At 50.9% G+C, this 18,702-nt stretch carries 22 protein-coding genes, 1 pseudogene and 1 other annotated feature; of the genes and pseudogenes, 2 read left to right on the top strand and 21 right to left on the bottom strand.

The features are described 5' to 3' along the window. Positions 1-39 precede the first annotated feature (39 nt). The 14 genes and pseudogenes from ftsX to ACLGL1_RS00070 form a co-directional block, all read right to left on the bottom strand. The gene (gene ftsX / locus ACLGL1_RS00005) at positions 40-930 is read right to left on the bottom strand and encodes a permease-like cell division protein FtsX (protein ID WP_411006752.1); all 891 of its coding nucleotides are present in this window, start codon (positions 928-930) and stop codon (positions 40-42) included. Next, a complete protein-coding gene (gene ftsE, locus ACLGL1_RS00010; protein WP_411006753.1) occupies positions 917-1,612 on the bottom strand; it encodes a cell division ATP-binding protein FtsE in 696 nt (231 codons plus the stop codon). The genes ftsX and ftsE overlap by 14 nt, the downstream gene beginning before the upstream one ends. A gap of 29 nt (positions 1,613-1,641) precedes the next feature. Then, positions 1,642-2,526: a diacylglycerol/lipid kinase family protein gene (locus ACLGL1_RS00015; RefSeq protein WP_411006754.1), complete on the bottom strand. Its 885-nt coding sequence runs from the start codon at positions 2,524-2,526 to the stop codon at positions 1,642-1,644. 21 nt (positions 2,527-2,547) lie between these two features. Further along, positions 2,548-3,312, bottom strand: a complete 765-nt coding sequence (gene murI, locus ACLGL1_RS00020; RefSeq protein ID WP_411006755.1) for a glutamate racemase — start codon at positions 3,310-3,312, stop codon at positions 2,548-2,550. After that, positions 3,309-3,677 (bottom strand): ribosome silencing factor, encoded by a 369-nt coding sequence (gene rsfS / locus ACLGL1_RS00025; protein WP_411006756.1) that lies wholly within the window; start codon positions 3,675-3,677, stop codon positions 3,309-3,311. The genes murI and rsfS overlap by 4 nt, the downstream gene beginning before the upstream one ends. A 27-nt stretch (positions 3,678-3,704) precedes the next feature. Further along, on the bottom strand, positions 3,705-4,274 hold the full coding sequence (gene yqeK, locus ACLGL1_RS00030; protein WP_411006757.1) for a bis(5'-nucleosyl)-tetraphosphatase (symmetrical) YqeK: 570 nt from the start codon (positions 4,272-4,274) through the stop codon (positions 3,705-3,707). Next, complete coding sequence (nadD, locus tag ACLGL1_RS00035) at positions 4,264-4,884, bottom strand: nicotinate (nicotinamide) nucleotide adenylyltransferase (RefSeq protein WP_411006758.1); 621 nt, start codon at positions 4,882-4,884, stop codon at positions 4,264-4,266. The genes yqeK and nadD overlap by 11 nt, the downstream gene beginning before the upstream one ends. Then, a complete protein-coding gene (locus ACLGL1_RS00040; protein ID WP_411006759.1) occupies positions 4,884-6,128 on the bottom strand; it encodes a glutamate-5-semialdehyde dehydrogenase in 1,245 nt (414 codons plus the stop codon). The genes nadD and ACLGL1_RS00040 overlap by 1 nt, the downstream gene beginning before the upstream one ends. A 13-nt stretch (positions 6,129-6,141) precedes the next feature. After that, positions 6,142-7,260, bottom strand: a complete 1,119-nt coding sequence (proB, locus tag ACLGL1_RS00045; protein WP_411006760.1) for a glutamate 5-kinase — start codon at positions 7,258-7,260, stop codon at positions 6,142-6,144. Position 7,261: 1 nt separating this feature from the next. Continuing rightward, a complete protein-coding gene (gene yhbY / locus ACLGL1_RS00050; RefSeq protein WP_411006761.1) occupies positions 7,262-7,561 on the bottom strand; it encodes a ribosome assembly RNA-binding protein YhbY in 300 nt (99 codons plus the stop codon). Positions 7,562-7,624: 63 nt separating this feature from the next. Then, positions 7,625-8,860 (bottom strand): murein hydrolase activator EnvC family protein, encoded by a 1,236-nt coding sequence (locus ACLGL1_RS00055; RefSeq protein ID WP_411006762.1) that lies wholly within the window; start codon positions 8,858-8,860, stop codon positions 7,625-7,627. Positions 8,861-8,896: 36 nt separating this feature from the next. Further along, entirely contained in the window at positions 8,897-9,382 is a 486-nt protein-coding gene (locus ACLGL1_RS00060) for an RNase H family protein (RefSeq protein WP_411006940.1), read from the bottom strand. A 12-nt stretch (positions 9,383-9,394) separates the two neighbouring features. After that, a pseudogene (locus tag ACLGL1_RS00065) lies at positions 9,395-9,559 on the bottom strand (viroplasmin family protein); the annotation flags it as partial. A 20-nt stretch (positions 9,560-9,579) separates the two neighbouring features. Further along, positions 9,580-9,756, bottom strand: coding sequence for a 4Fe-4S binding protein (locus tag ACLGL1_RS00070; RefSeq protein ID WP_411006763.1), 177 nt, complete (start codon positions 9,754-9,756; stop codon positions 9,580-9,582). Between the two features lie 274 nt (positions 9,757-10,030). Here ACLGL1_RS00070 and ACLGL1_RS00075 point away from each other — a divergent pair, with 274 nt between their 5' ends. Then, positions 10,031-10,927 (top strand): 1,4-dihydroxy-2-naphthoate polyprenyltransferase, encoded by an 897-nt coding sequence (locus ACLGL1_RS00075; RefSeq protein WP_411006764.1) that lies wholly within the window; start codon positions 10,031-10,033, stop codon positions 10,925-10,927. Between the two features lie 48 nt (positions 10,928-10,975). Here ACLGL1_RS00075 and ACLGL1_RS00080 read toward each other — a convergent pair whose 3' ends face one another. The 5 genes from ACLGL1_RS00080 to nrdR form a co-directional block, all read right to left on the bottom strand. Further along, positions 10,976-12,640, bottom strand: a complete 1,665-nt coding sequence (locus ACLGL1_RS00080) for a formate--tetrahydrofolate ligase (RefSeq protein ID WP_411006765.1) — start codon at positions 12,638-12,640, stop codon at positions 10,976-10,978. A gap of 16 nt (positions 12,641-12,656) precedes the next feature. Further along, positions 12,657-14,711, bottom strand: coding sequence for a glycine--tRNA ligase subunit beta (gene glyS / locus ACLGL1_RS00085; RefSeq protein WP_411006766.1), 2,055 nt, complete (start codon positions 14,709-14,711; stop codon positions 12,657-12,659). Continuing rightward, positions 14,704-15,594 (bottom strand): glycine--tRNA ligase subunit alpha, encoded by an 891-nt coding sequence (gene glyQ / locus ACLGL1_RS00090; protein WP_411006767.1) that lies wholly within the window; start codon positions 15,592-15,594, stop codon positions 14,704-14,706. Before glyQ ends, glyS begins: the two co-directional genes overlap by 8 nt. 42 nt (positions 15,595-15,636) lie before the next feature. Next, positions 15,637-15,799, bottom strand: a binding site (T-box leader). Between the two features lie 33 nt (positions 15,800-15,832). Further along, positions 15,833-16,603: a DNA repair protein RecO gene (recO, locus tag ACLGL1_RS00095; RefSeq protein WP_411006768.1), complete on the bottom strand. Its 771-nt coding sequence runs from the start codon at positions 16,601-16,603 to the stop codon at positions 15,833-15,835. Further along, positions 16,596-17,048, bottom strand: a complete 453-nt coding sequence (gene nrdR / locus ACLGL1_RS00100) for a transcriptional regulator NrdR (protein WP_411006769.1) — start codon at positions 17,046-17,048, stop codon at positions 16,596-16,598. Before nrdR ends, recO begins: the two co-directional genes overlap by 8 nt. Positions 17,049-17,145: 97 nt before the next feature. Between nrdR and ACLGL1_RS00105 the strand changes: the two genes are divergently transcribed. After that, positions 17,146-17,508 carry a hypothetical protein gene (locus ACLGL1_RS00105; RefSeq protein WP_411006770.1) on the top strand — a complete coding sequence of 121 codons (363 nt, stop codon included), beginning with the start codon at positions 17,146-17,148 and terminating at the stop codon, positions 17,506-17,508. A 40-nt stretch (positions 17,509-17,548) separates the two neighbouring features. Here ACLGL1_RS00105 and trxA read toward each other — a convergent pair whose 3' ends face one another. Next, complete coding sequence (gene trxA, locus ACLGL1_RS00110) at positions 17,549-17,872, bottom strand: thioredoxin (RefSeq protein WP_411006771.1); 324 nt, start codon at positions 17,870-17,872, stop codon at positions 17,549-17,551. A gap of 68 nt (positions 17,873-17,940) precedes the next feature. Then, the gene (locus ACLGL1_RS00115; protein ID WP_411006772.1) at positions 17,941-18,624 is read right to left on the bottom strand and encodes a ThiF family adenylyltransferase; all 684 of its coding nucleotides are present in this window, start codon (positions 18,622-18,624) and stop codon (positions 17,941-17,943) included. Positions 18,625-18,702: the final 78 nt, after the last annotated feature.

Raw genomic sequence — 18,702 nt, forward strand, 5'->3', positions numbered from 1 at the left:
TGAAAAACCGGCACACTATATCAATGTGTGCCGATCAAATTAAACATTCAAATGCCTGCGGACGGCGAAAGCACTACCTATAGCACCGAGAATAACCCCTATGGCCAGTAAAAGGCCCATCAATGCATAGATTACCGTCATATTTAAATAGATGGGTAAAAAGGGCAGTAAGTGCGAAATATAGTCCTCCATTTTCCCATAGCCAAAAGTCAAGCCAATGATGGAGATGATTGACCCGACGGCCCCAATGATAATCCCTTCCAGGAAGAAGGGCATCCGGATGGTGCTGCTGGATGCCCCGATGAGGGACATAATATTGATTTCCTCCCGCCGTCCGGAAACGGTTAGGCTAATGGTGCTGCTAATTAAAAAGAGGGTGGCAAAGAGCATGAGGGCGACAGCAATAAAGACAAAAACCTTGACCGAGTGATTGAGCTTGACCACGTTTTGGACCAGGTCCTGGCCATAGCGCAAGTCCTCGACCCCTTCCATGCCCTTTATTGTTTCAGCGACCTGGTCGCTGGCATCGGCGTTTTCTAAGCGGATCCGGTAGGCATCCGGCAGGGGGTTATCCCCGTCCAGCGATATTTTCAAGTCGTCATTTTCTTGAAAACGGGCATTCAGTTCATTGATTGCATCCTCTTTGCTCACAAACTTGACTTCAGCCACATCCGGTAGCTTGCCGATGCTATCACCTAACTGGGCAATTTTATCATTGGATAGACCGGCATTTAAATAGGCCACCATTTCCAGTTCAGACTCTACTTTTTGAGAAGCGGCCTGGCTATTCAAGGCAAAGAGGATAACCGCCCCCAGAATAAATAGGGTAATGGCAATGGTAAGGACCGTTAAGCCGGCCATGGCCTTGTGTCTAAACAGGGCACGGAAGGTATCCCGCAGGCCATAAAGCATATGATTAATCCACTTCACGGTTGACTCCTCCTGCCTGCACCTTGCTATCACCAACAATCCGGCCCTCAGATAAATTGATGACCCGGTGTTTGTGGTTATCCAGTAGGCGATGGTCATGGGTGGCCATAATCACTGTCGCCCCGCTTTGGTGGATATTTTCCATGAGCTGCATGATGCCGCTCGCCGTTTGTTGGTCCAAGTTCCCGGTAGGCTCATCACAGATGACCAGGCGGGGGTCGTTGATGACGGCTCTTGCAATAGATACCCGTTGCTGCTCACCGGCAGACAATTCATCCGGCCGATGGTTCATCCGGTCCCGTAAACCGACAAATTGCAGGGCGTCTCGGCTTTTGCGACGGACCTCCCGGCTATTCAAGCCCATGCACTCACAGGCAAAGGCGACATTTTCAAAGGCTGTCCGGTCTGAAAGCAGGCGGAAGTTCTGAAAGACAAAGCCGATATTCCGGCGGTAGGCCGGGATTTTACCAGCTGGTATCCGGTTGAGCCGCAAGCCATCTACCGTGATAGCCCCTTCGGTTACATCATATTCTTTTAAAAGCAATTTGATGAGGGTTGATTTGCCGGCCCCACTCATGCCGACAATATAGACAAATTCACCATCATGGATTGTTAAGTTGATATCTTCGAGCGCAACTGTTCCATTTTTAAATTGCTTTTTTACCTTTTCGAATCGAATCATGAGCAAGCTACCATCCTTGTTAAGTCTATCTAATAAATCAAACGGATTTGTCTCTCACAAACCCGAATGGTGACATCTGTATGTTTGCCGCCGGATTCACCGTCTAGGGTCCAGACCAGGGGCACATCCGTCTGGACGCGAATTTCCTTACCGTGAATGCAGCGGACCATGTCATTATTATAATCCTTTTCAACCATAGCGCGCATTAAATTATGAAATTCAATGGGATTTTGAGGGGCCTTGACCGCCAAGACTTCTAAAACCCCGTCCGATAGGGAAACCATATCTTCAGGAAATTGCAGAACCCCGCCTAAGGACAGGGAGTTGGCCACAGCCAAAAAACAATACTTGCTCGTCATAACCTTGCCATCAACGGTCAGTTCCAGGGGGAACTCTTGCGTGATTTCCTGGATTTTGCGAGCCCCTTCAAAATAGTAGGCAAAACGGCCAAAGGCGTTTTTCAGCGCCTGGGGCGTTGAAAAGGAAACATCGGAGAAGAGGCCACAGGCCGCTACATAGGTGAAGTATTCACCATTAAATTCACCAACGTCATGGGGAAAGGGTTTCCCCTCTACGATATTACGGGCAGCTTGACGGGGGATCCGGCTGAGCTGGTGGCTGGTGGCAAAGTCATTGGTCGTGCCGGCCGGAATATAACCTAGGGGCACATCCCAGCCACTTAAGAGAATCCCATTAACCACTTCATTGAGGGTCCCGTCACCACCGGCACAAACGATGATATCGTATTCTTTTGCTGACCTAGCCACATGTTCTTGCCCATCACCGGCACACTTGGTGATATAAAGGGTTACGAGATAATCGGCATCCGAGAAAATTTTCACGACGCTCAACAAGTTATCCCGTAAGCTGCTTCTGCCGGCGGCAGGGTTGATCACAAAAAGCAGCTTTTTCATACGTCACCACCTCCTGGACATCTAGCTACGGCACAAGCAGGCTTGGAAAAAGTCTGCTTCTTCCTTACTGGCCGGTCTTCCCGAAACAATAAATTGGGGCTGGGGACCTGGTCCCTGGCCATCTTCATGATAGGCAATCAACTTTTGTAATTGCTTGACGGTGCCGACATTGCCATCAATCATGTCAATAGTCGGCGGAAGGATGGCCTCTAATAGGGGCTTAAAGTAAAGGAAGTGGGTACAGCCTAAAACCAGGGCCCCAACAGTGGACAAGTCATAGGGTGCCAACTGGTCCCCAAGGTATTGCTCAACAGCAGGGCCATCAAAGTCTCCTTTTTCTGCAAAGGTAACCAGCTCTTGCAGGGATAAACGTTGGACCCGGTCCTCTGCTGCCAGATTTTTGATCAGCCGGCTGAGTTTATCCAGCCGGAGGGTCAAGTCCGTCGCACTGACCAATATTTTTTTATCCACAGCCTCTTTAAGCACCGCCGGCTTGACAGCCGGTTCCATACCAACAATGGGAAAGTCTGTCTGGGCACGCAAAAAATCGGCCGCAGCGCTGGTGGCCGTGTTACAGGCCAAAAGCAAGGCCTGGATATGATAGGGTCGAAGGTCTTCCAAGACCTCCATCATATAGGCCCGGATATTTTCCGGCGCCTTATTCCCGTAGGGGACATGGGCCTGGTCCGCATAAAAGATAAGCGGCAGATGCGGCATCCGGCGCTGGACCTCTGCCATGACGGTTAGACCGCCAATGCCCGAGTCAAAGATGGCAACAGGCCTCATGATTGTTCTTCAGAAGGGCCATCCGTTAAGGCGCCGGTAGCCAATTCTTCAGCATCGCCCCATAATTTTTCCAGGCCATAATAACTGCGCTCTTCAGGGGTAAATATATGTACGATGATATCGCCATAGTCCATTAAAATCCAGGTGCCTTCGCGTAAGCCTTCAATCCGCAGGGGCTTTTGCCCATCGGCCTTGAAGACTTCTTCAACGTAATGGGCCAGGGCTTGGGCATGGGTATTGTTTAGCGCGGTCACCAGGACAAAGTAGTCCCCGATGCTGGATAAGGCGCCGATTTCCAGGACCTTGATATCTTCTCCCTTATGTTGGTCTAATGTTTGAACAATGCTTTTCAGTTCAAGTTCCAAATTAAAACTCCTTTATCTTAGCCTATTTCAATTTAAGACCTCAGTAATCAGCCAGTTATACATGAGAATTGAGTTGGGATGGATGACTTTTTTTTCGCTTAAAAGCCAGCTGAGCGTATTAGACAAGGCTAGAAAGAGCCCTTCGTCCAGATTTTTTTCTGTAGCCTGGCGTACTGCCTCTAGCCCGGGTGTTGTCCGGCCTGGTTCGATATAATCGGCCAGATAAACGATCTTGTCCAGTAGGGACATATTGGCCCGCCCGACTGTATGACTGGCCATGGCTTGTAAGACAGCCTTATTAGTAATCCTACCCGATTCTTCCAGAAGATATGCGCCGACGACCCCATGTAGCAAGTCCGGTACCTTTTCTTCACAGGGGTCGGTGATGAGCTGCCCCTCTTTAGCAAGCTCATAGAGCCGGCTTTGGTCAAATTTCTTGGCATAGTCATGCATGAGCCCTGCCAGATAGGCGTCATCTACATCTGCCCCATATTTTTCAGCCAGTTGGGCAGCTGTATCAGCCACCCGTTGGCAATGGGCCAGGCGCTTGGGGCCCAGCTCCTGGCTGAGTAGGGTCCGGAATTGCTCATACTTCAAGATGGTCATCCTCCATTTGATACAAGTGCTTGGCCTGGATATACCCGGCCACAGCGTCCGCCAGCCAACCCTCCAAGCTATCCCCTTGGGCAAGTCGAGTCCGAATAGCCGTTGAAGAAATGGCTAGTTGCGGGGCACTTGTCAGGATCATACCCTGGCCACTTTTAGCAGCTGCTTCTTCTAAGACCAGGTTGCCGGTCAAGGGATAGCCAGGCCGTCTGGCAATGATCAGGCAGGCCTGGCCCAGGATATCCTCCCAGCGGTGCCAGGTGCAGAATTGATGGTAGGCATCGCCGCCGGTGACCAGGTAGAGCTGGCTATCCGGGTAGCGTTGGCCAATTTTTGCCAGGGTATCAACCGTATAAGAGGGCCCTTGCCGCCGGCTTTCCAAATCTGAAACCTCTACCCCCTCCATATCAGCGAAGGCCAGCCGGGTCATGGCCAACCGGTCTTCAAAGGAGGCCTGGTTGAGGTTTCTTTTATGAGGCGGGCTGTAGGCCGGTGCCACAAGGGTCAGGTCAAACTGAAAGCGTGCCATCAAATGCGCCAAAATAGCCCTATGGGCCAGGTGGGGTGGGTTAAAACTCCCACCAAAAAAAGCGATCCGCATCACTCGCGAATTTGTCCCTTACCACAGATAGTATATTTGTAACTGGTCAGGGCCTGAATCCCCATCGGACCCCGGGCGTGCATTTTCTGAGTGCTGATGCCGATTTCTGCCCCAAAGCCAAACTGGCTCCCATCGCTAAAGCGGCTGGAGGCATTGACATAGACACAGGCTGAGTCGATTTCATTTAAGAAGGCCTGGGCATGGCTATAGCTATCGGTCACGATAACATCAGAGTGGCCGCTACTATACCGGTTAATATGGCTAACCGCATCAGCGAAGCTATCGACCACCCGAACCGCTAAAATAAGGTCGTGGAACTCGGTCGCATAGTCCTCTTCTGTCGCTGCAGCAATCTCCTTGCCGTAAGTCATGGTTTGATCACAACCGCGAAGGTTGACACCGGCGGTTTTCAGAGCCTCTAAGGCCATCGGCAAAAAGGCATCGGCGACATCCTTATGGACCAGGAGGGTTTCAAGGGCATTGCAAACGCCCGGCCGTTGGACCTTACCATTCATGGTGATGGCCAAGGCCTTGTTCAAGTCAGCCGGGGCATCAACATATAGGTGACAGTTCCCGGTCCCGGTTTCAATGACGGGAATGCTGGCCTGACTAACGACACTTTTAATGAGGCCTGCCCCACCTCGGGGAATCGCCAGGTCAATCCAGTCATTCATCCGCAAAAGTTCGCCAACAGCTTCGTGGGAAACATCCTCCACCAGCTGGATGGCCTCTGTAGGGATACCTGTATCAGCCAGGGCCCGCTTTAAAACAGAGGCAATGGCGACATTCGAATGGATGGCCGACCGACTGCCCCGTAAAATAACAGCATTGCCACTTTTCAGACATAGGCCTGCTGCATCTGCGGTGACATTGGGCCTGGCCTCATAAATCATCAGGATAACCCCCAGCGGGACGGATTGCCGGGAAATTTGCAGACCATTTTCTGTCCGCCAGGATTCTGTCACCTGGCCAATGGGGTCTGGCATATCGCAGAGGTCCTTGAGGCCCTTGGCCATATCCTCAATGCGGGCATCAGTCAGGAGCAGGCGGTCTAGTAAGGCTTCAGACATATTCGCCTCACGCCCGGCCTGCATATCTTTATTATTTTCATTTTGCAAGTAGGCTTTTTCTAATAGCAAGGCCTCTGCCATTGCGCTAAGGGCATTGTTTTTCATGACCTGATCACTCAAGGCCAGTACCTTTGACGCTGCCTTAGCATTGCGCGCCATTTGTTCCAATGACATGATTGGCTCCTCCTTAATGGGTAAGGCCCATATTATCCCGGTGAATGACGACATCATAGCTGCGTCCTTCCAGAACTTGGTCAATCTCAGTTGTGTGTAGGCCTTTTATCTTTTCAAGATCTAACGCAGCATAGTTAGAAATCCCTTTGGCTATTATTTTACCATGCGTGGAAGCAATGTCCACCATATCCCCTTGTTGAAAATCACCTTTTACCTCGACGACACCTGCCGGTAACAAACTTTTCCCCTTCCGGGTGATGGCCTCTACAGCACCATCATCAATGGTAATGGTCCCCAGGGGACGGGCGCCATAAATGATCCAGCTTTTCCGACTATGGGCCGTAACGGCCTGGGCGTCAAAATAGGTCCCAACGTCCTTACCTTCGACAATATCATAAATTGAATGGGGCTTTTCCCCTGAAGCAATAACGAGGGGAATACCTGCCGAGGTGGCAATCTTAGCGGCTTCTATCTTTGTCTTCATCCCGCCGGTGCCCACATAGGACCCTGCCGAGCCGGCCATCTCTTCTAATGCCTCGGTAATCGCAGACACCCGGCGGATCTTTTCCGCCAGCGGGTTAGTCGCCGGGTTATCGGTGTAAAGGCCGTCGACATCCGTTAAAAGGATGACCAGGTCCGCATCGATCAAGATAGAAACCAGGGCGGCCAGGGAATCATTATCCCCAAAGCGGATTTCATCTACAGAAACGGTGTCGTTTTCGTTGATGACCGGGACCACATCCAGCTTCAAAAGCTCCTGGATGGTGTTGCGGGCATTGAGAAAGCGCTGTCTATCAGCCAGGTCATCCCGGGTGAGCAAGAGCTGGGCCGCAGTCGCCCCAAACTCGCTAAATTTACGTTCATACAGGTGCATGAGGAGGCCCTGACCAACGGCGGCCAAGGCTTGCTTTTCAGATAGGGTCTTGCCCCGGTGGCCTAGGCGCAAGTGACTCATGCCAATGCCAATCGCCCCTGATGAAACGAGGATACACTCAAGCCCATTATGACTTAAATCCACTAAAATTTCTACCAGCTCATTAATCCGGCGCAAGTTGGGCTTCCCGCTGGCATGGATGAGGGTGCTGGTTCCGACCTTGACGACAAGCCGACGAATATGATTTGCAGCCTCCATCTTATATCGCCGCCAATTGAATGACCGGTTTGTCCGGGTTCCGCTTGAATAAGACAATCTGTCGCCCAATGACCTGGACAATGTCAGCCCCAGTTGCCTGGGCGAGCGCCTGGGCCACCTCTTTCGTATTATCTGTAGCGTTCTTTAAGACAGTTATTTTGACGAGTTCATGGGCCTTTAGGGACTCGTTTAAGTTCACCAGGGTCCCCTCTGTAACGCCGCTTTTACCGACTTGAACCTGGCCCTTAAGGGCTTGCGCCATCTTGCGTAGGTCGCGGATTTGACTTTTTGTTAATGCCACAGAATATCCTCCTGTATTTGCCTGGAATAAAATAACTCCCCGGCGACAAACCGAGGAGATGACTTAACAACCAATATAAGCTGCAGGGTCTGTATGCTGACCATTAATACGGACTTCAAAATGCAGGTGGGGACCGGTACTGTCTCCTGTAGAGCCGATAAAACCAATAATATCCCCTGCATTGACACTTGCCCCTAGGCTGCTGGCAAAGCCAGACATGTGGGCATAAACCGTACTAACTCCATCACCATGATCAACTACAACATAATTACCATAACTCGGATGGTACACCTGAAGAATGATTTTGCCGCTCCGGCTAGCCACAATAGGTGCCCCGGTAGGTGCTGCAATGTCCTGACCCATATGGAAGTCTGTCCCCCCGAAAGGATAAATCCTCGGACCATACCGGCTGCTGACGTAATGGGAAGACGGCACAGGCCAGACATAGCCCCCGGCGGAAACAGTAATAGGTGCATCCGGAATATTACCCGGCACAGGGGTGCCTTGGGCAGAGGCAGCCTGTTGGGCTTGAATTTGAGCAGCCCGGGCACGAGCAGCTTCTGCTTCCCTTTGCTGAATGGCAACGATTTGATTACCGATGTCAATGCTGGCTGCATTCATAGCAGCAATCCGCTCATTCAAAGAGGCTTCTTCCGCATCCAGGTTTTTCGCCAATTCCTGTTTTTCAGCTTCTTGCCGTTGCAGGCCGGCCTGGTGGGATTCCTGTTCAGCTTTTAAGGCCGTGTAGTGAGACTTTTCCTCTTGCAAGGCAGAGCGTTCAGCCTGTAAGCTCTTCTGCATTTCGGCGATTTCACGTAATAAGTCCTGGTCCTTTTTAGCGATTAAGGACATATACTCAAACCGGGTCAGAAAGTCCGAAAAGTCTTCTGACTGGAAGAGGACTTCCATAAAATTATGGTCGCCTTTTTTGTAGATTTCAACCAGACGACTATTCAGCGTCGCTTTACGGGCGTCGAATTCTTTTTGCTTTTCGGCAATTTCAACTTCTTTAGCTGAGATCCGGCCTTCAGAGACGACCAATTGATCGGATAAAATACCAATGCGCTGTTTGGTCGTTGAAATGCCTGTTTGAATGGCCTCTAAGGCTTGGGCATTACTCCGTTTGTTACCAGCGGTTTTGTCTCTATCGGCTTTTGCGGCCTTTATATCCGCCTCCAAGTGTCCCTTTTTATTTTGCAAATCCTGAACGGAACTTGCCTGGGCTGCCTGTGGCGTCAAAAACCCTCCCGCCACGGTCAACATGAGGCAGGAGGCAATCCATTTCTTAGCTGCGTGCATACCATCCATCCTTATTTATATTTATTTGTGGCGTTCTTACCCCTTTATAGCTAAGGCTTCTTTAGCCAGTCGATCTGCATAGTCATTATATGTGTCTCCGCTATGTCCCTTGACTTTTATAAAGCGGAGTTTAAGTTTTCCTTGAACGTGCTGGGCATATTGCTGATAGTCCTGGGTCAAGGGCAGGTTGGCTTTCCAACTCCCCCTAGCCCACTCTGCAATGCCGGTGTAATCATGGACAATCACCAGCTCCGAAACCCCCTGGTCCAGGGCGTAGGCCATGGCCCGGTAGGCACCGGCCAATTCGCCCGCCACATTATGGAGCTTGGCATTATCAGGATCGGTATAGGCTTCAGAGAAAGTCTTCCGGCCAGCTACCGTTAGCATCACCACACCGCAGGCATACCTGCCGGTACGGGCGTCATAGCTCCCGTCCACATAGGCAACGAGCCGGTCCTCTGTCGGTTGAGGGGCAGCAGCGGCGGGCTCTTTTGGAGATGGGGCTGAGGGGACACCCTGCATGTAGTGTTCGGCGGCCTCTTTATTTTTAAAACTTTTATATACCGCACCGGGGTAGCCATGGACTTGCTTTTTACAGCTTTCCCAGTCAGTGTATACGCCAGGCGCACGTCCTGTTTTGACAGCATAATACTTAATTAAGGTATCCTCCTGTCTATGTAGTGTGCCGCTAAGCGGCACCTTGTGAAGCCCAGCTAAAATTATTCAGCAGCAATACAATCAGACGGGCAGGCTGCTGCACAGCTACCGCAGTCGATGCAAGCATCAGCGTCAACGACACGGATCCCATCATCATTAGCGCTAATTGCGCTAACCGGGCATTCGCCTTCACATGCGCCGCAAGAAATGCAGCAATCTCCATTAATCACGTGAGCCATTCAAGAACACCTCTTTTCCTCTTATCGTTAACCTCCAACACCTATCATTATAGCAAAAGGAAGGGCACCGCTCAACAATAAAACTTCTAGGTTCGAGTTGCCCCTAAGTAACCTTCCAATAAATACTTTTTAGAAATCGCTCAACAAGGCGATTTTCCTTTTATCCATAAGGATTAATGACAATGTGGTTACATTGCCCCTTTGCAGCCGCCTGATTCAAATTGACATTGGGACCGTCTATGGTACACTTTCTTTATAGAAAAGAGGTGTTCTTGTGCGTTCTATTGATTTTTGGTGGCGGATGATCAGGCCCCATACCCTATCCGCAAGTTTTATCCCGGTTTTTGTGGGAACGGCCCTGGCCATGCAGGAAAGTGGGCGGTTAAGGGACTTTATCCTCCTGGCTATGCTGGCGGCCTCAGTGCTTATCCAAATTGCAGCGAATTTACTGAATGAGTACTTTGACTTCCATAGCGGCTTGGATACCCAAGCCTCCATCGGGATTGGAGGGACCATTGTCCACGATGGGCTCAGCCCCTCCTTCGTCTTGCGGACGGCCTTTGTCTGCCTGGGACTAGCGGTTCTTTTAGGGCTCTACCTGGCCTGGAGCACCAGCTGGTGGCTCCTCCTTGTGGGGGCCCTCTGTGTCCTTATTGCCTTTTTATATGCCGGTGGCCCCCTGCCCCTCTCCCGGACACCCTTTGGTGAAATTTTTGCCGGTGGGACCATGGGGGCCGGCATCACCTGTATTGCTTACTATGTCCAGCTGGGCAAGCTCACCACCCACGTCTTATGGGTGGCCTTCCCTATTTTTATTTTAATCGGACTTATTTTAACGGCTAATAATTTACGGGACCGGGTCGGCGATCAAAAGGGCGGCCGCCGGACACTGGTCATTTTGCTGGGCCATCGAAAGAGTGTTATCTTCATTGCCTGTGGCCTGGCCCTAGCCTACCTCTGGACTTTCGTCCTCCTGGGAGCAGGGCACAAGTGGGTCATCCTCTTGCCCTGGCTATCTGCTTGGCGGGTCCGGAAGGTCATTGGCGGCTTTTTCCGAGAAAATCAGTCCCCTGCAGAAATGATGCCGGCTATGGCACAAATGTCGAAATTAAACCGGGACTACGGGAGTTATTTGGCCCTGGCCTTGATTGTAGAATCCTTTCTCCCTTAATAAAAAAAGAGCCACCTACGCGCTGTGTGCAGGTGGCTTTTTGTATCTCTAAAATAGGCCTGTTACTTCCCCTTCGGCGTTGACATCCATGCCTAAGGCTGCCGGTTCTTTCGGCAAGCCGGGCATGGTTAATATACTGCCACAGAGGGCGACAATAAAGCCCGCCCCGGCAGAAACATGCAAGTCCTGGATGGTCACTGTAAAGTCTTCCGGCGCCCCTAGCCGGCTCGCGTCATCAGAAAAGGAGTACTGGGTCTTTGCCATGCAAATGGGTAAGTCTCCATAGCCAGCTGCAGTCAGCTGGCGGATGACTTTCTCCGCCTGGCTGCTGTAGACGACCGATTTCCCATGATAGATCCGGGTGACGATATCCTGGATTTTTTCCTTAATCGGCGCCTCAGAAGGATAGGCAAAGGTAAATTGCTGCGGCTTATCTAAGAGGGCCAAAACGGCTTCAGCCAGCTCAACACCGCCGGCACTCCCCTTAGCCCAGACTTCAGAAAGGGCCACCTGGACCCCCCTATCCTGGCAGGCCTTGCGGATCAGGTCCAGCTCGGCTTCTGTATCTGTCGGGAAGCGGTTGATGGCCACAACAGCAGGTAGCCCGTAAACTTTCTGGATATTATCCAGATGACGGAGCAGGTTGGGCAAACCATCTTCAAGGGCTTCCAGGTTTTCGAACTCTAGGTCATCTTTAGCCACCCCACCATTGTACTTTAGGGCTCGGACCGTGGCGACGATGACAACAGCCGAAGGCTCTAAGCCGGCATAGCGGCACTTGATATCAAAAAATTTTTCGGCACCCAGGTCAGCCCCAAAGCCGGCCTCTGTGACGGCAATATCCCCAAAGGATAGGGCCATTTTAGTCGCAATAATGCTGTTGCAACCATGGGCAATATTGGCGAAAGGGCCGCCATGGATAATGGCCGGTGTCCCTTCAAGGGTTTGGACCAAGTTCGGTTTTAAGGCGTCTTTTAAGAGCATGGCCATGGCCCCATGGACCTGGAGGTCCTTGGCACATACATAGTCGCCGGCGAAATTCTCGCCGATGATAATCCGTCCCAGGCGGTCTTTTAAGTCGGTCAGGTTATTGGCAAGGCAGAGAATGGCCATCACTTCCGAGGCCACCGTAATATCGAATCCCTCTTCCCGTGGCATGCCGTTGGCCGGGCCACCGAGACCGCAAACAATCCGGCGTAAAGCCCGGTCGTTCATATCCAGGCATCGCTTCCAAGTAATCCGCCGAGGATCAATGCCCAGGGCATTTCCCTGGTGGATATGGTTATCTATGGCTGCAGATAAAAGATTATTCGCTGAGGTGATGGCATGCATGTCCCCGGTAAAATGGAGGTTGATGTCTTCCATGGGGATGACTTGGGCATAGCCACCGCCGGTTGCACCGCCTTTAATCCCAAAAACCGGTCCAAGAGAGGGTTCCCGTAAGGCAATCACCGTCCGGCGACCGGCCTTATTGAGGGCATCGCCAAGGCCAACAGTGGTCGTTGTCTTGCCTTCACCGGCCGGCGTAGGGTTAATCGCTGTAACCAGGACCAATTTTCCCTTGATCGCCTGATCTTTTAAGAGAGAGAGATTCAATTTAGCCTTGTGGGGACCGTACAGATAAAGGTCTTCTTTGGGAATATTAATCTGGTCTGCAATGGTTTCTATCGGCTGGGGTGTAATGCTGTTGGCAATCTCAATATCGGTTTTCATAGATAATCCCTACCTTTTAATTTAACCGGTCAAAGTCAGCTAAAGCCTTACCTAGTTCAGTGTAGTCTCGCAAGAGGGCTAGGCGGTTCATCCGCACATCCTCTCTTTCGTCCATCACCATAACAGCGTCAAAAAAGGCGTCCAGGGGTTGGCTCAGGGCAGTTAAGGCCAGTAATTGATCTTGGACCGGCGCTTCTTTATGCTTGTCCTGATACGCTTTAATCGCCGTGTGCAGCTGGCTTTCTGTTGGATCGTCAAATAAGTCCGGATTAATAGCCCGGTCATCACTCTTACGGGCTAAGTTATTGGCTCGCTTATATGTTTGCAGGATGCCCTCAAAGGCTTCTTTTTCATCCTGCCGGAACTGATCCGTGATTGCTGCCCTCTGCATGGTTGCCAAGGGGTTATCGTAGCCCGCAGCCAAGAGGGCGTCAACAAAGATGGTGTCATAGCCCTTTTCCTTGAGGACGGTCCGCATCCGCTGGTCAAAGAAGCGGAGCACCTGGTCCCCAAGGGCTGCCGGGTTCTTGACTAAGTCTGCTGGCAGGGCTTGAATGGCCAGGTCAATCAGGGCCGCTAGAGAGGCCGAAATCTGATTGGAAATCAGGATGGCTACAATCCCGCTGGCTTGTCGACGCAGGCCGTAAGGGTCCTGGGACCCGGTCGGCTCAATGCCGGCAGCGAAACACCCAACAATGGTGTCGAACTTATCAGCTAGGGCCAAAATAGTCCCCGCCTCTGTCGCCGGGAGGTCATCGCCATAAAAGCGGGGCATATAGTGTTCCCGTACCGCCTGGGCCACGGCCTGGTTATCTTGACCGCTCCGCTCTACATAGACCTCACCAATAATGCCCTGAAGTTCCGGGAATTCGCCAACAACATTACTCACCAGGTCTGTTTTAGCTAGACGGGCTGCCCGAACAGCATCCGCAACGGTTTTTTCAGCATAGCCTAAGCCTTGACCAATCTGGCCTGCCAGGCCTTGCAGCCGGTCGACCTTTTCGTAAACGGTTCCCAGTTTTTCTTGGAAGACAACGCTTTTCAGTTTTTCCAACCGGCTCTCCGGGAGAACCTTTAAGTCCTCTTCAAAGAAGAAACGGGCATCAGATAGGCGGGCAAGCAGGACCCTTTCGTTCCCGGCTCTGACGACATCCAGGTAGTCATCTGTCCCGTTACGAACAGTTAAAAAGGCATTCAAGAGGCCCTTACCGGCAGCATCCCGGACCGGGAAATAGCGCTGGTGCTCTTTCATCGGAGTAATGACCAATTCCGGCGGAATCTCCAGGAAGGCGTCATCAAAGCGGCCTAAGAGGGCGGTCGGATATTCAACCAGGTAAACAATTTCTTCTAAAAGGGCAGGGTCTTCTTCCAGTTGGCCACCGGCCTCATCAACGAGTTGGTGCAGCTGATCCTGGATCATGGCCCGCCGTTTGTCCTGGTCCACAATAACATAGTTTTCTGCCAGCTGGGTGAAGTAGGTATCCACAGATGCCACAGCGAATTCACTTTCACCCAGGTGGCGATGGCCCCGGCTTAACCGGTCTGATTCTGCCACTTCAATAGAGAAGGGAATGACCTGGTCATCACAGAGGGCCAAAATCCAATGAATAGGCCGGACATACCGGAGCTGGTGGCTCCCCCACCGCATGGTTTTAGGGAAATGTAAGCTTAAAATAAGCTTGGGCAGCATTTCTTTTAAAACGGTCATCCGGGATTCGCCGGTGGCTGTTTTAGTGGCAAAAACATAGCCATCACGGATGGTGATATCCCCGGGCACAACCCCTTGAGAGGCCATAAAGCCCTTGAGGGCCTTGTTGGGGTTGCCCTCGCTATCATAGGCCACCTTTTCCGAAGGTCCTCGGACTTCTTCATGCAAGTCCTCTTGGCGGTCAGCTACACCCCGCATATAGAGGACCAGGCGTCTGGGGGTCGCAAAGGTTTTCACTTCAGAAAAAGGGAGTCTGGCTTCTTCAAGGGCTGTTTCAGCAGAAGCTTTCAGCTCTTTTAACGCAGCCGGCAAAAATCGTGCCGGGACCTCTTCCATGCCGATTTCTAAAATAACATCACTCATGTTCTGCCTCCTTTTTCTCTTTTAATAAGGGGTAGCCCAATTCTTCCCGTACAGCCACATAGGCCTCTGCACAGGCTCTAGACATATTCCGGACCCGGGAGATATAGTGGGTCCGCTCGGTCACACTGATGGCCCCGCGAGCGTCTAAGAGGTTAAAGGTATGGGAACATTTTAAGACATAATCATAGGCAGGCATGACCAGGCCTGCTTCCAGGGTGCGGAGGGCCTCTTTTTCGTACATATCAAATAGTTGTAAAAGCATCTGCACGTCAGCCAGTTCAAAGTTGTACTTAGAGTACTCCACTTCATTATGGTGGAATACATCCCCATAGGTTAAATCGCCGACCCAAGGCAGGTCATAGACATTATCCTTATTGTCGATGAACATGGCCAACCGCTCAAGGCCATAGGTAATCTCCCCGCTAACAGGTGAGCAGTCAATGCCCCCGCATTGCTGGAAGTAGGTAAACTGGGTCACTTCCATCCCGTCCAACCATACTTCCCAGCCAAGGCCCCAGGCCCCTAGGGTAGGCGATTCCCAGTTATCTTCGACAAAGCGCACGTCATGCCGGCTCATATCAATGCCCAGAACCTCTAAACTTTTCAGGTAAAGTTCCTGGATATTTTCCGGTGAAGGCTTGAGGATGACCTGGTATTGGTAATAGTGTTGCAGGCGGTTAGGGTTATCCCCATACCGTCCATCAGTCGGGCGCCGGCAGGGCTCCACATAGGCCACATGCCAAGGTTCTGGCCCTAAGGCCCGCAAGAAGGTGGACGGGTTCATGGTCCCCGCCCCTTTTTCTATATCATAGGGCTGTAAAATAATGCAGCCCTCATCACCCCAAAATTGATTGAGGGATAAGATCATACTCTGAAAGTCCATATTATCTCCTTTCGTCAAAAAAAACGCCCCGTTCCTGTCAAAGACAGGGACGAGACGTTTCCCGCGGTTCCACCCTGATTAGCTTACGCTCTCTCAAAAAAAGAAACTCACGGGCGCCCTTCAAAAACACCATTTACTATCCTCCCACCATCGATAGCTCGCTGAAAAACAGTTATTTTTTACTCTTCCCGGTCATCGTTTCATATGAATTTATGCATTAAATATAGCGTTGAACGGCCTACTTGTCAAGAGATGGACTGGCGAACAGGTGGCGAACACTTTGGCGCGATGCCAGGGGAAAGTCTAAAATATATTGATAGCGGTGGCCGAGGTAATCATATACCTGCTGCCGGGCCGGTTCCGTTAAAAATATATGGCCTAAATGACCAAGGTCTGCCCGGTCCAGGTACTGCAGGTAGGCAAAAGCCGCTACCGACAGGCTAGCCCCAGCACCATCTTCCTGGCAGTCCTTATGAATAAATTCGCCGTCAGCTCCGGCGACAGGGGCCTCTCTATAACCCGGGAGCCTTTCCCCGCAGACGCTACATCGATCCAGGTCTGCTGCGAAGCCGGCATCCTTTAAGAGGGCCCATTCCATATATAGGATCCACTGCCAAGACCGAACCGTCGGCAGGAGGGCCAAGCCCTCTTTTAAAAGCTGGTAGCGCCCGGGGCTTACTTCATTTTCCGCTGTCATCTGATGGACTAAGTCACAAATATAGAGGGCTGCACTCGAGTAGCGATAGTTGGTCCGAATGGCGTCATGGGCATTGATTAAATCAGCACCGGTTAAAACAGGCAGGCCCTTGCCGGCCACCAACTGAAGGCGACATTCTGAAAATGGGGAAATAAGCCCGCGAAGGCGACTCTTTTCTTTTTTTAAGCCCCGGGCGATAAAGGTCTGGTGGCCTATATCAGCGGTCAGGGCCGTCACCATCACATCGGCTTCATTAAAAGTCCGCTCCTGCAGGATAATGGCATCATATTTCCCCTCTATGCGCTCAGTCATGGCGGTGCGGCAGGTTTTCTATTTCTTTAATAAAGGTCTCCACATCCGAAAAGTCCTTATACACCGAGGCAAAGCGGACATAGGCAACCTGGTCCAGGTCAATCAGGCGGTTCATAATGGCCTGGCCAATCCGGGCAGAGTCTACCTCCCGGCCCTCGGCCTTTAGGTCCTTTTCAATTTCTAAAGATAGTTTTTCGAGTTTATCTACGGATATCGGCCGCTTTTCACAAGCCTTGACCAAACCCTTCATGACCTTGCTGGGGTCAAATAACTCTTTCCGACCACTTTTTTTAACCACGAGTAAGGGCATGTCCTCGATTTTTTCAAAGGTCGTAAAGCGGTTATTACAAGCGGTACACTCCCGCCGTCTACGGATGACATCACCGCTTTCTGCTGTACGCGTATCCAGAACGCGGCTATTCTGACCACATTTTGGGCATTTCAACCTGCTTCCTCCTCTCTAAAAGGCGGTCTAAATTTCATTTGAAGGTCATTGACAGACCCCCCCTCATCATGCTATGTTTGCACTAGGAGGTCATGCTATGAAAGATTACTTTACGCATCTACTCAATGGTAAATACCGGTCATTATTACTGGCCTTAACGCTAGGCCCCTGTTCAATAGAAAAGTTGGCACAAAAAAGCGGGATACCCCTGACCCAAGCGGCTTTAGCCCTCCAGGAACTCGCTGATGAGGGACTTATTGAAAAAACAGGCACCGGCGCAAGCCCTTCCACTTACCAGCTAGACCCGGCACTCCGAAAGAAATTGCTTCGCACTGGTGTCCGCCTCTCCCTTAGTCTACTCTTTGCCCTGCTAGGAGTCTTGATTAAAGGCTTGGACAAACGTTTTTATAAAAATCAGACCCACCGTCTCCACCACTCCCTAGCTGACCAGTATCTATAAAAAAGAATAAAGCTGCCCAATCACTCTGGGCAGCTTTTTTTTAGGATTCGAGCAGACGGGCCAGGTCAGACTTAGGTCTGAAACCGACAACCCGGTCTTTTTCTTCGCCATTCTTAAACAGAATAAGGGTCGGAATAGACATAACGCCATAGGCTTGAGCTGTACGACCGGCTTCATCCACATTTAACTTACAAATCTTTGCCTTGCCGACAAAGTCATTTGCTAATTCTTCTACAATGGGCCCAACCATTTTACAGGGGCCACACCAAGCTGCCCAAAAGTCAACCAGTACCGGCTGGTCACTTTTTAGAACAATTTCATCAAAGTTATTGTCATTGACAATAATGACATTATCATTGGCCATGAAAATCCTCCTTAAACGCCTTGCTTTAGTTTTTGATCTACCCACCTTATACCCAACTTTTAAACAAATTACACAGAAATACCAATTATTTCCCGGATAATCTCTCCTGCAATTAGTAATCCTGCTGTGCCCGGTACATAAGACATGGTTCCTGGTGAACCCGTCGCTTTTACATAGGGGCTAATTGGATTATAGCAGACTTTAACCCCTTTGCAAATGGATTCTTGCCGCAAGGCCTTCCTAAGGGCTCTAGCCAAGGGACAGGTATGGGTTTTTGATAGGTCGGTAATGGTAAAATGCCTATTATCGACCTGGTTACCTGACCCCATGCTGGAAATAACCGGAATATGGGCCTTTTGGGCCGTGATGATAAGCTGCTTTTTAGCTTGAACATCATCTACACAATCGGCTATATAGGTCACCCCTCTTGCCAGGGTCCAGTCTTCAGTAATATGAACCCTTTCGGCATGACACTTGAGGGCAGGGTTGATCCTCAACAACCGCTCCTGCATGACCTCTACCTTAGGCCGGCCCACTGTATCAGGAAAGGCCTGTAGCTGGCGGTTGATATTCGTAACATCGACAATATCATCATCTATAAGGGTCAGCTCGCCGATGCCCCCACGGGCAAGGGCTTCAGCAACAAAGGAGCCAACCCCGCCTACCCCGGCAACAAGTACCTGGGCCTTGCTTAATCGCCGGACGGCCTCTTCTCCGACAAGCTTTTCTGTACGGCTGAGAAAGGTTGCCATTCAATACCGCCTCCCTAAATAACCTACTTAGTATAGCCTTTTACAGTCCCTTTCTCAAGTAATGGGGCTAACTTTTCT

This window comes from Peptococcus simiae (assembly GCF_046569735.1).
Classification (GTDB): Bacteria; Bacillota; Peptococcia; order Peptococcales; family Peptococcaceae; genus Peptococcus; species Peptococcus simiae_A.

Coding starts and splice junctions, on each gene's coding strand:
- ACLGL1_RS00040 (WP_411006759.1), bottom strand. CDS start 6,128: ATGTCATTGGAACAAATGGCGCGCAATGCTAAGGCAGCGTCAAAGGTA.
- ACLGL1_RS00060 (WP_411006940.1), bottom strand. CDS start 9,382: ATGCAGGGTGTCCCCTCAGCCCCATCTCCAAAAGAGCCCGCCGCTGCT.
- ACLGL1_RS00015 (WP_411006754.1), bottom strand. CDS start 2,526: ATGAAAAAGCTGCTTTTTGTGATCAACCCTGCCGCCGGCAGAAGCAGC.
- ACLGL1_RS00115 (WP_411006772.1), bottom strand. CDS start 18,624: ATGGCAACCTTTCTCAGCCGTACAGAAAAGCTTGTCGGAGAAGAGGCC.
- ACLGL1_RS00070 (WP_411006763.1), bottom strand. CDS start 9,756: ATGGCTCACGTGATTAATGGAGATTGCTGCATTTCTTGCGGCGCATGT.
- ftsE (WP_411006753.1), bottom strand. CDS start 1,612: ATGATTCGATTCGAAAAGGTAAAAAAGCAATTTAAAAATGGAACAGTT.
- trxA (WP_411006771.1), bottom strand. CDS start 17,872: ATGGCCAATGATAATGTCATTATTGTCAATGACAATAACTTTGATGAA.
- murI (WP_411006755.1), bottom strand. CDS start 3,312: ATGAGGCCTGTTGCCATCTTTGACTCGGGCATTGGCGGTCTAACCGTC.
- nadD (WP_411006758.1), bottom strand. CDS start 4,884: ATGCGGATCGCTTTTTTTGGTGGGAGTTTTAACCCACCCCACCTGGCC.
- glyQ (WP_411006767.1), bottom strand. CDS start 15,594: ATGGACTTTCAGAGTATGATCTTATCCCTCAATCAATTTTGGGGTGAT.
- ACLGL1_RS00080 (WP_411006765.1), bottom strand. CDS start 12,640: ATGAAAACCGATATTGAGATTGCCAACAGCATTACACCCCAGCCGATA.
- recO (WP_411006768.1), bottom strand. CDS start 16,603: ATGACTGAGCGCATAGAGGGGAAATATGATGCCATTATCCTGCAGGAG.
- proB (WP_411006760.1), bottom strand. CDS start 7,260: ATGGAGGCTGCAAATCATATTCGTCGGCTTGTCGTCAAGGTCGGAACC.
- ACLGL1_RS00105 (WP_411006770.1), top strand. CDS start 17,146: ATGAAAGATTACTTTACGCATCTACTCAATGGTAAATACCGGTCATTA.
- glyS (WP_411006766.1), bottom strand. CDS start 14,711: ATGAGTGATGTTATTTTAGAAATCGGCATGGAAGAGGTCCCGGCACGA.
- ACLGL1_RS00055 (WP_411006762.1), bottom strand. CDS start 8,860: ATGCACGCAGCTAAGAAATGGATTGCCTCCTGCCTCATGTTGACCGTG.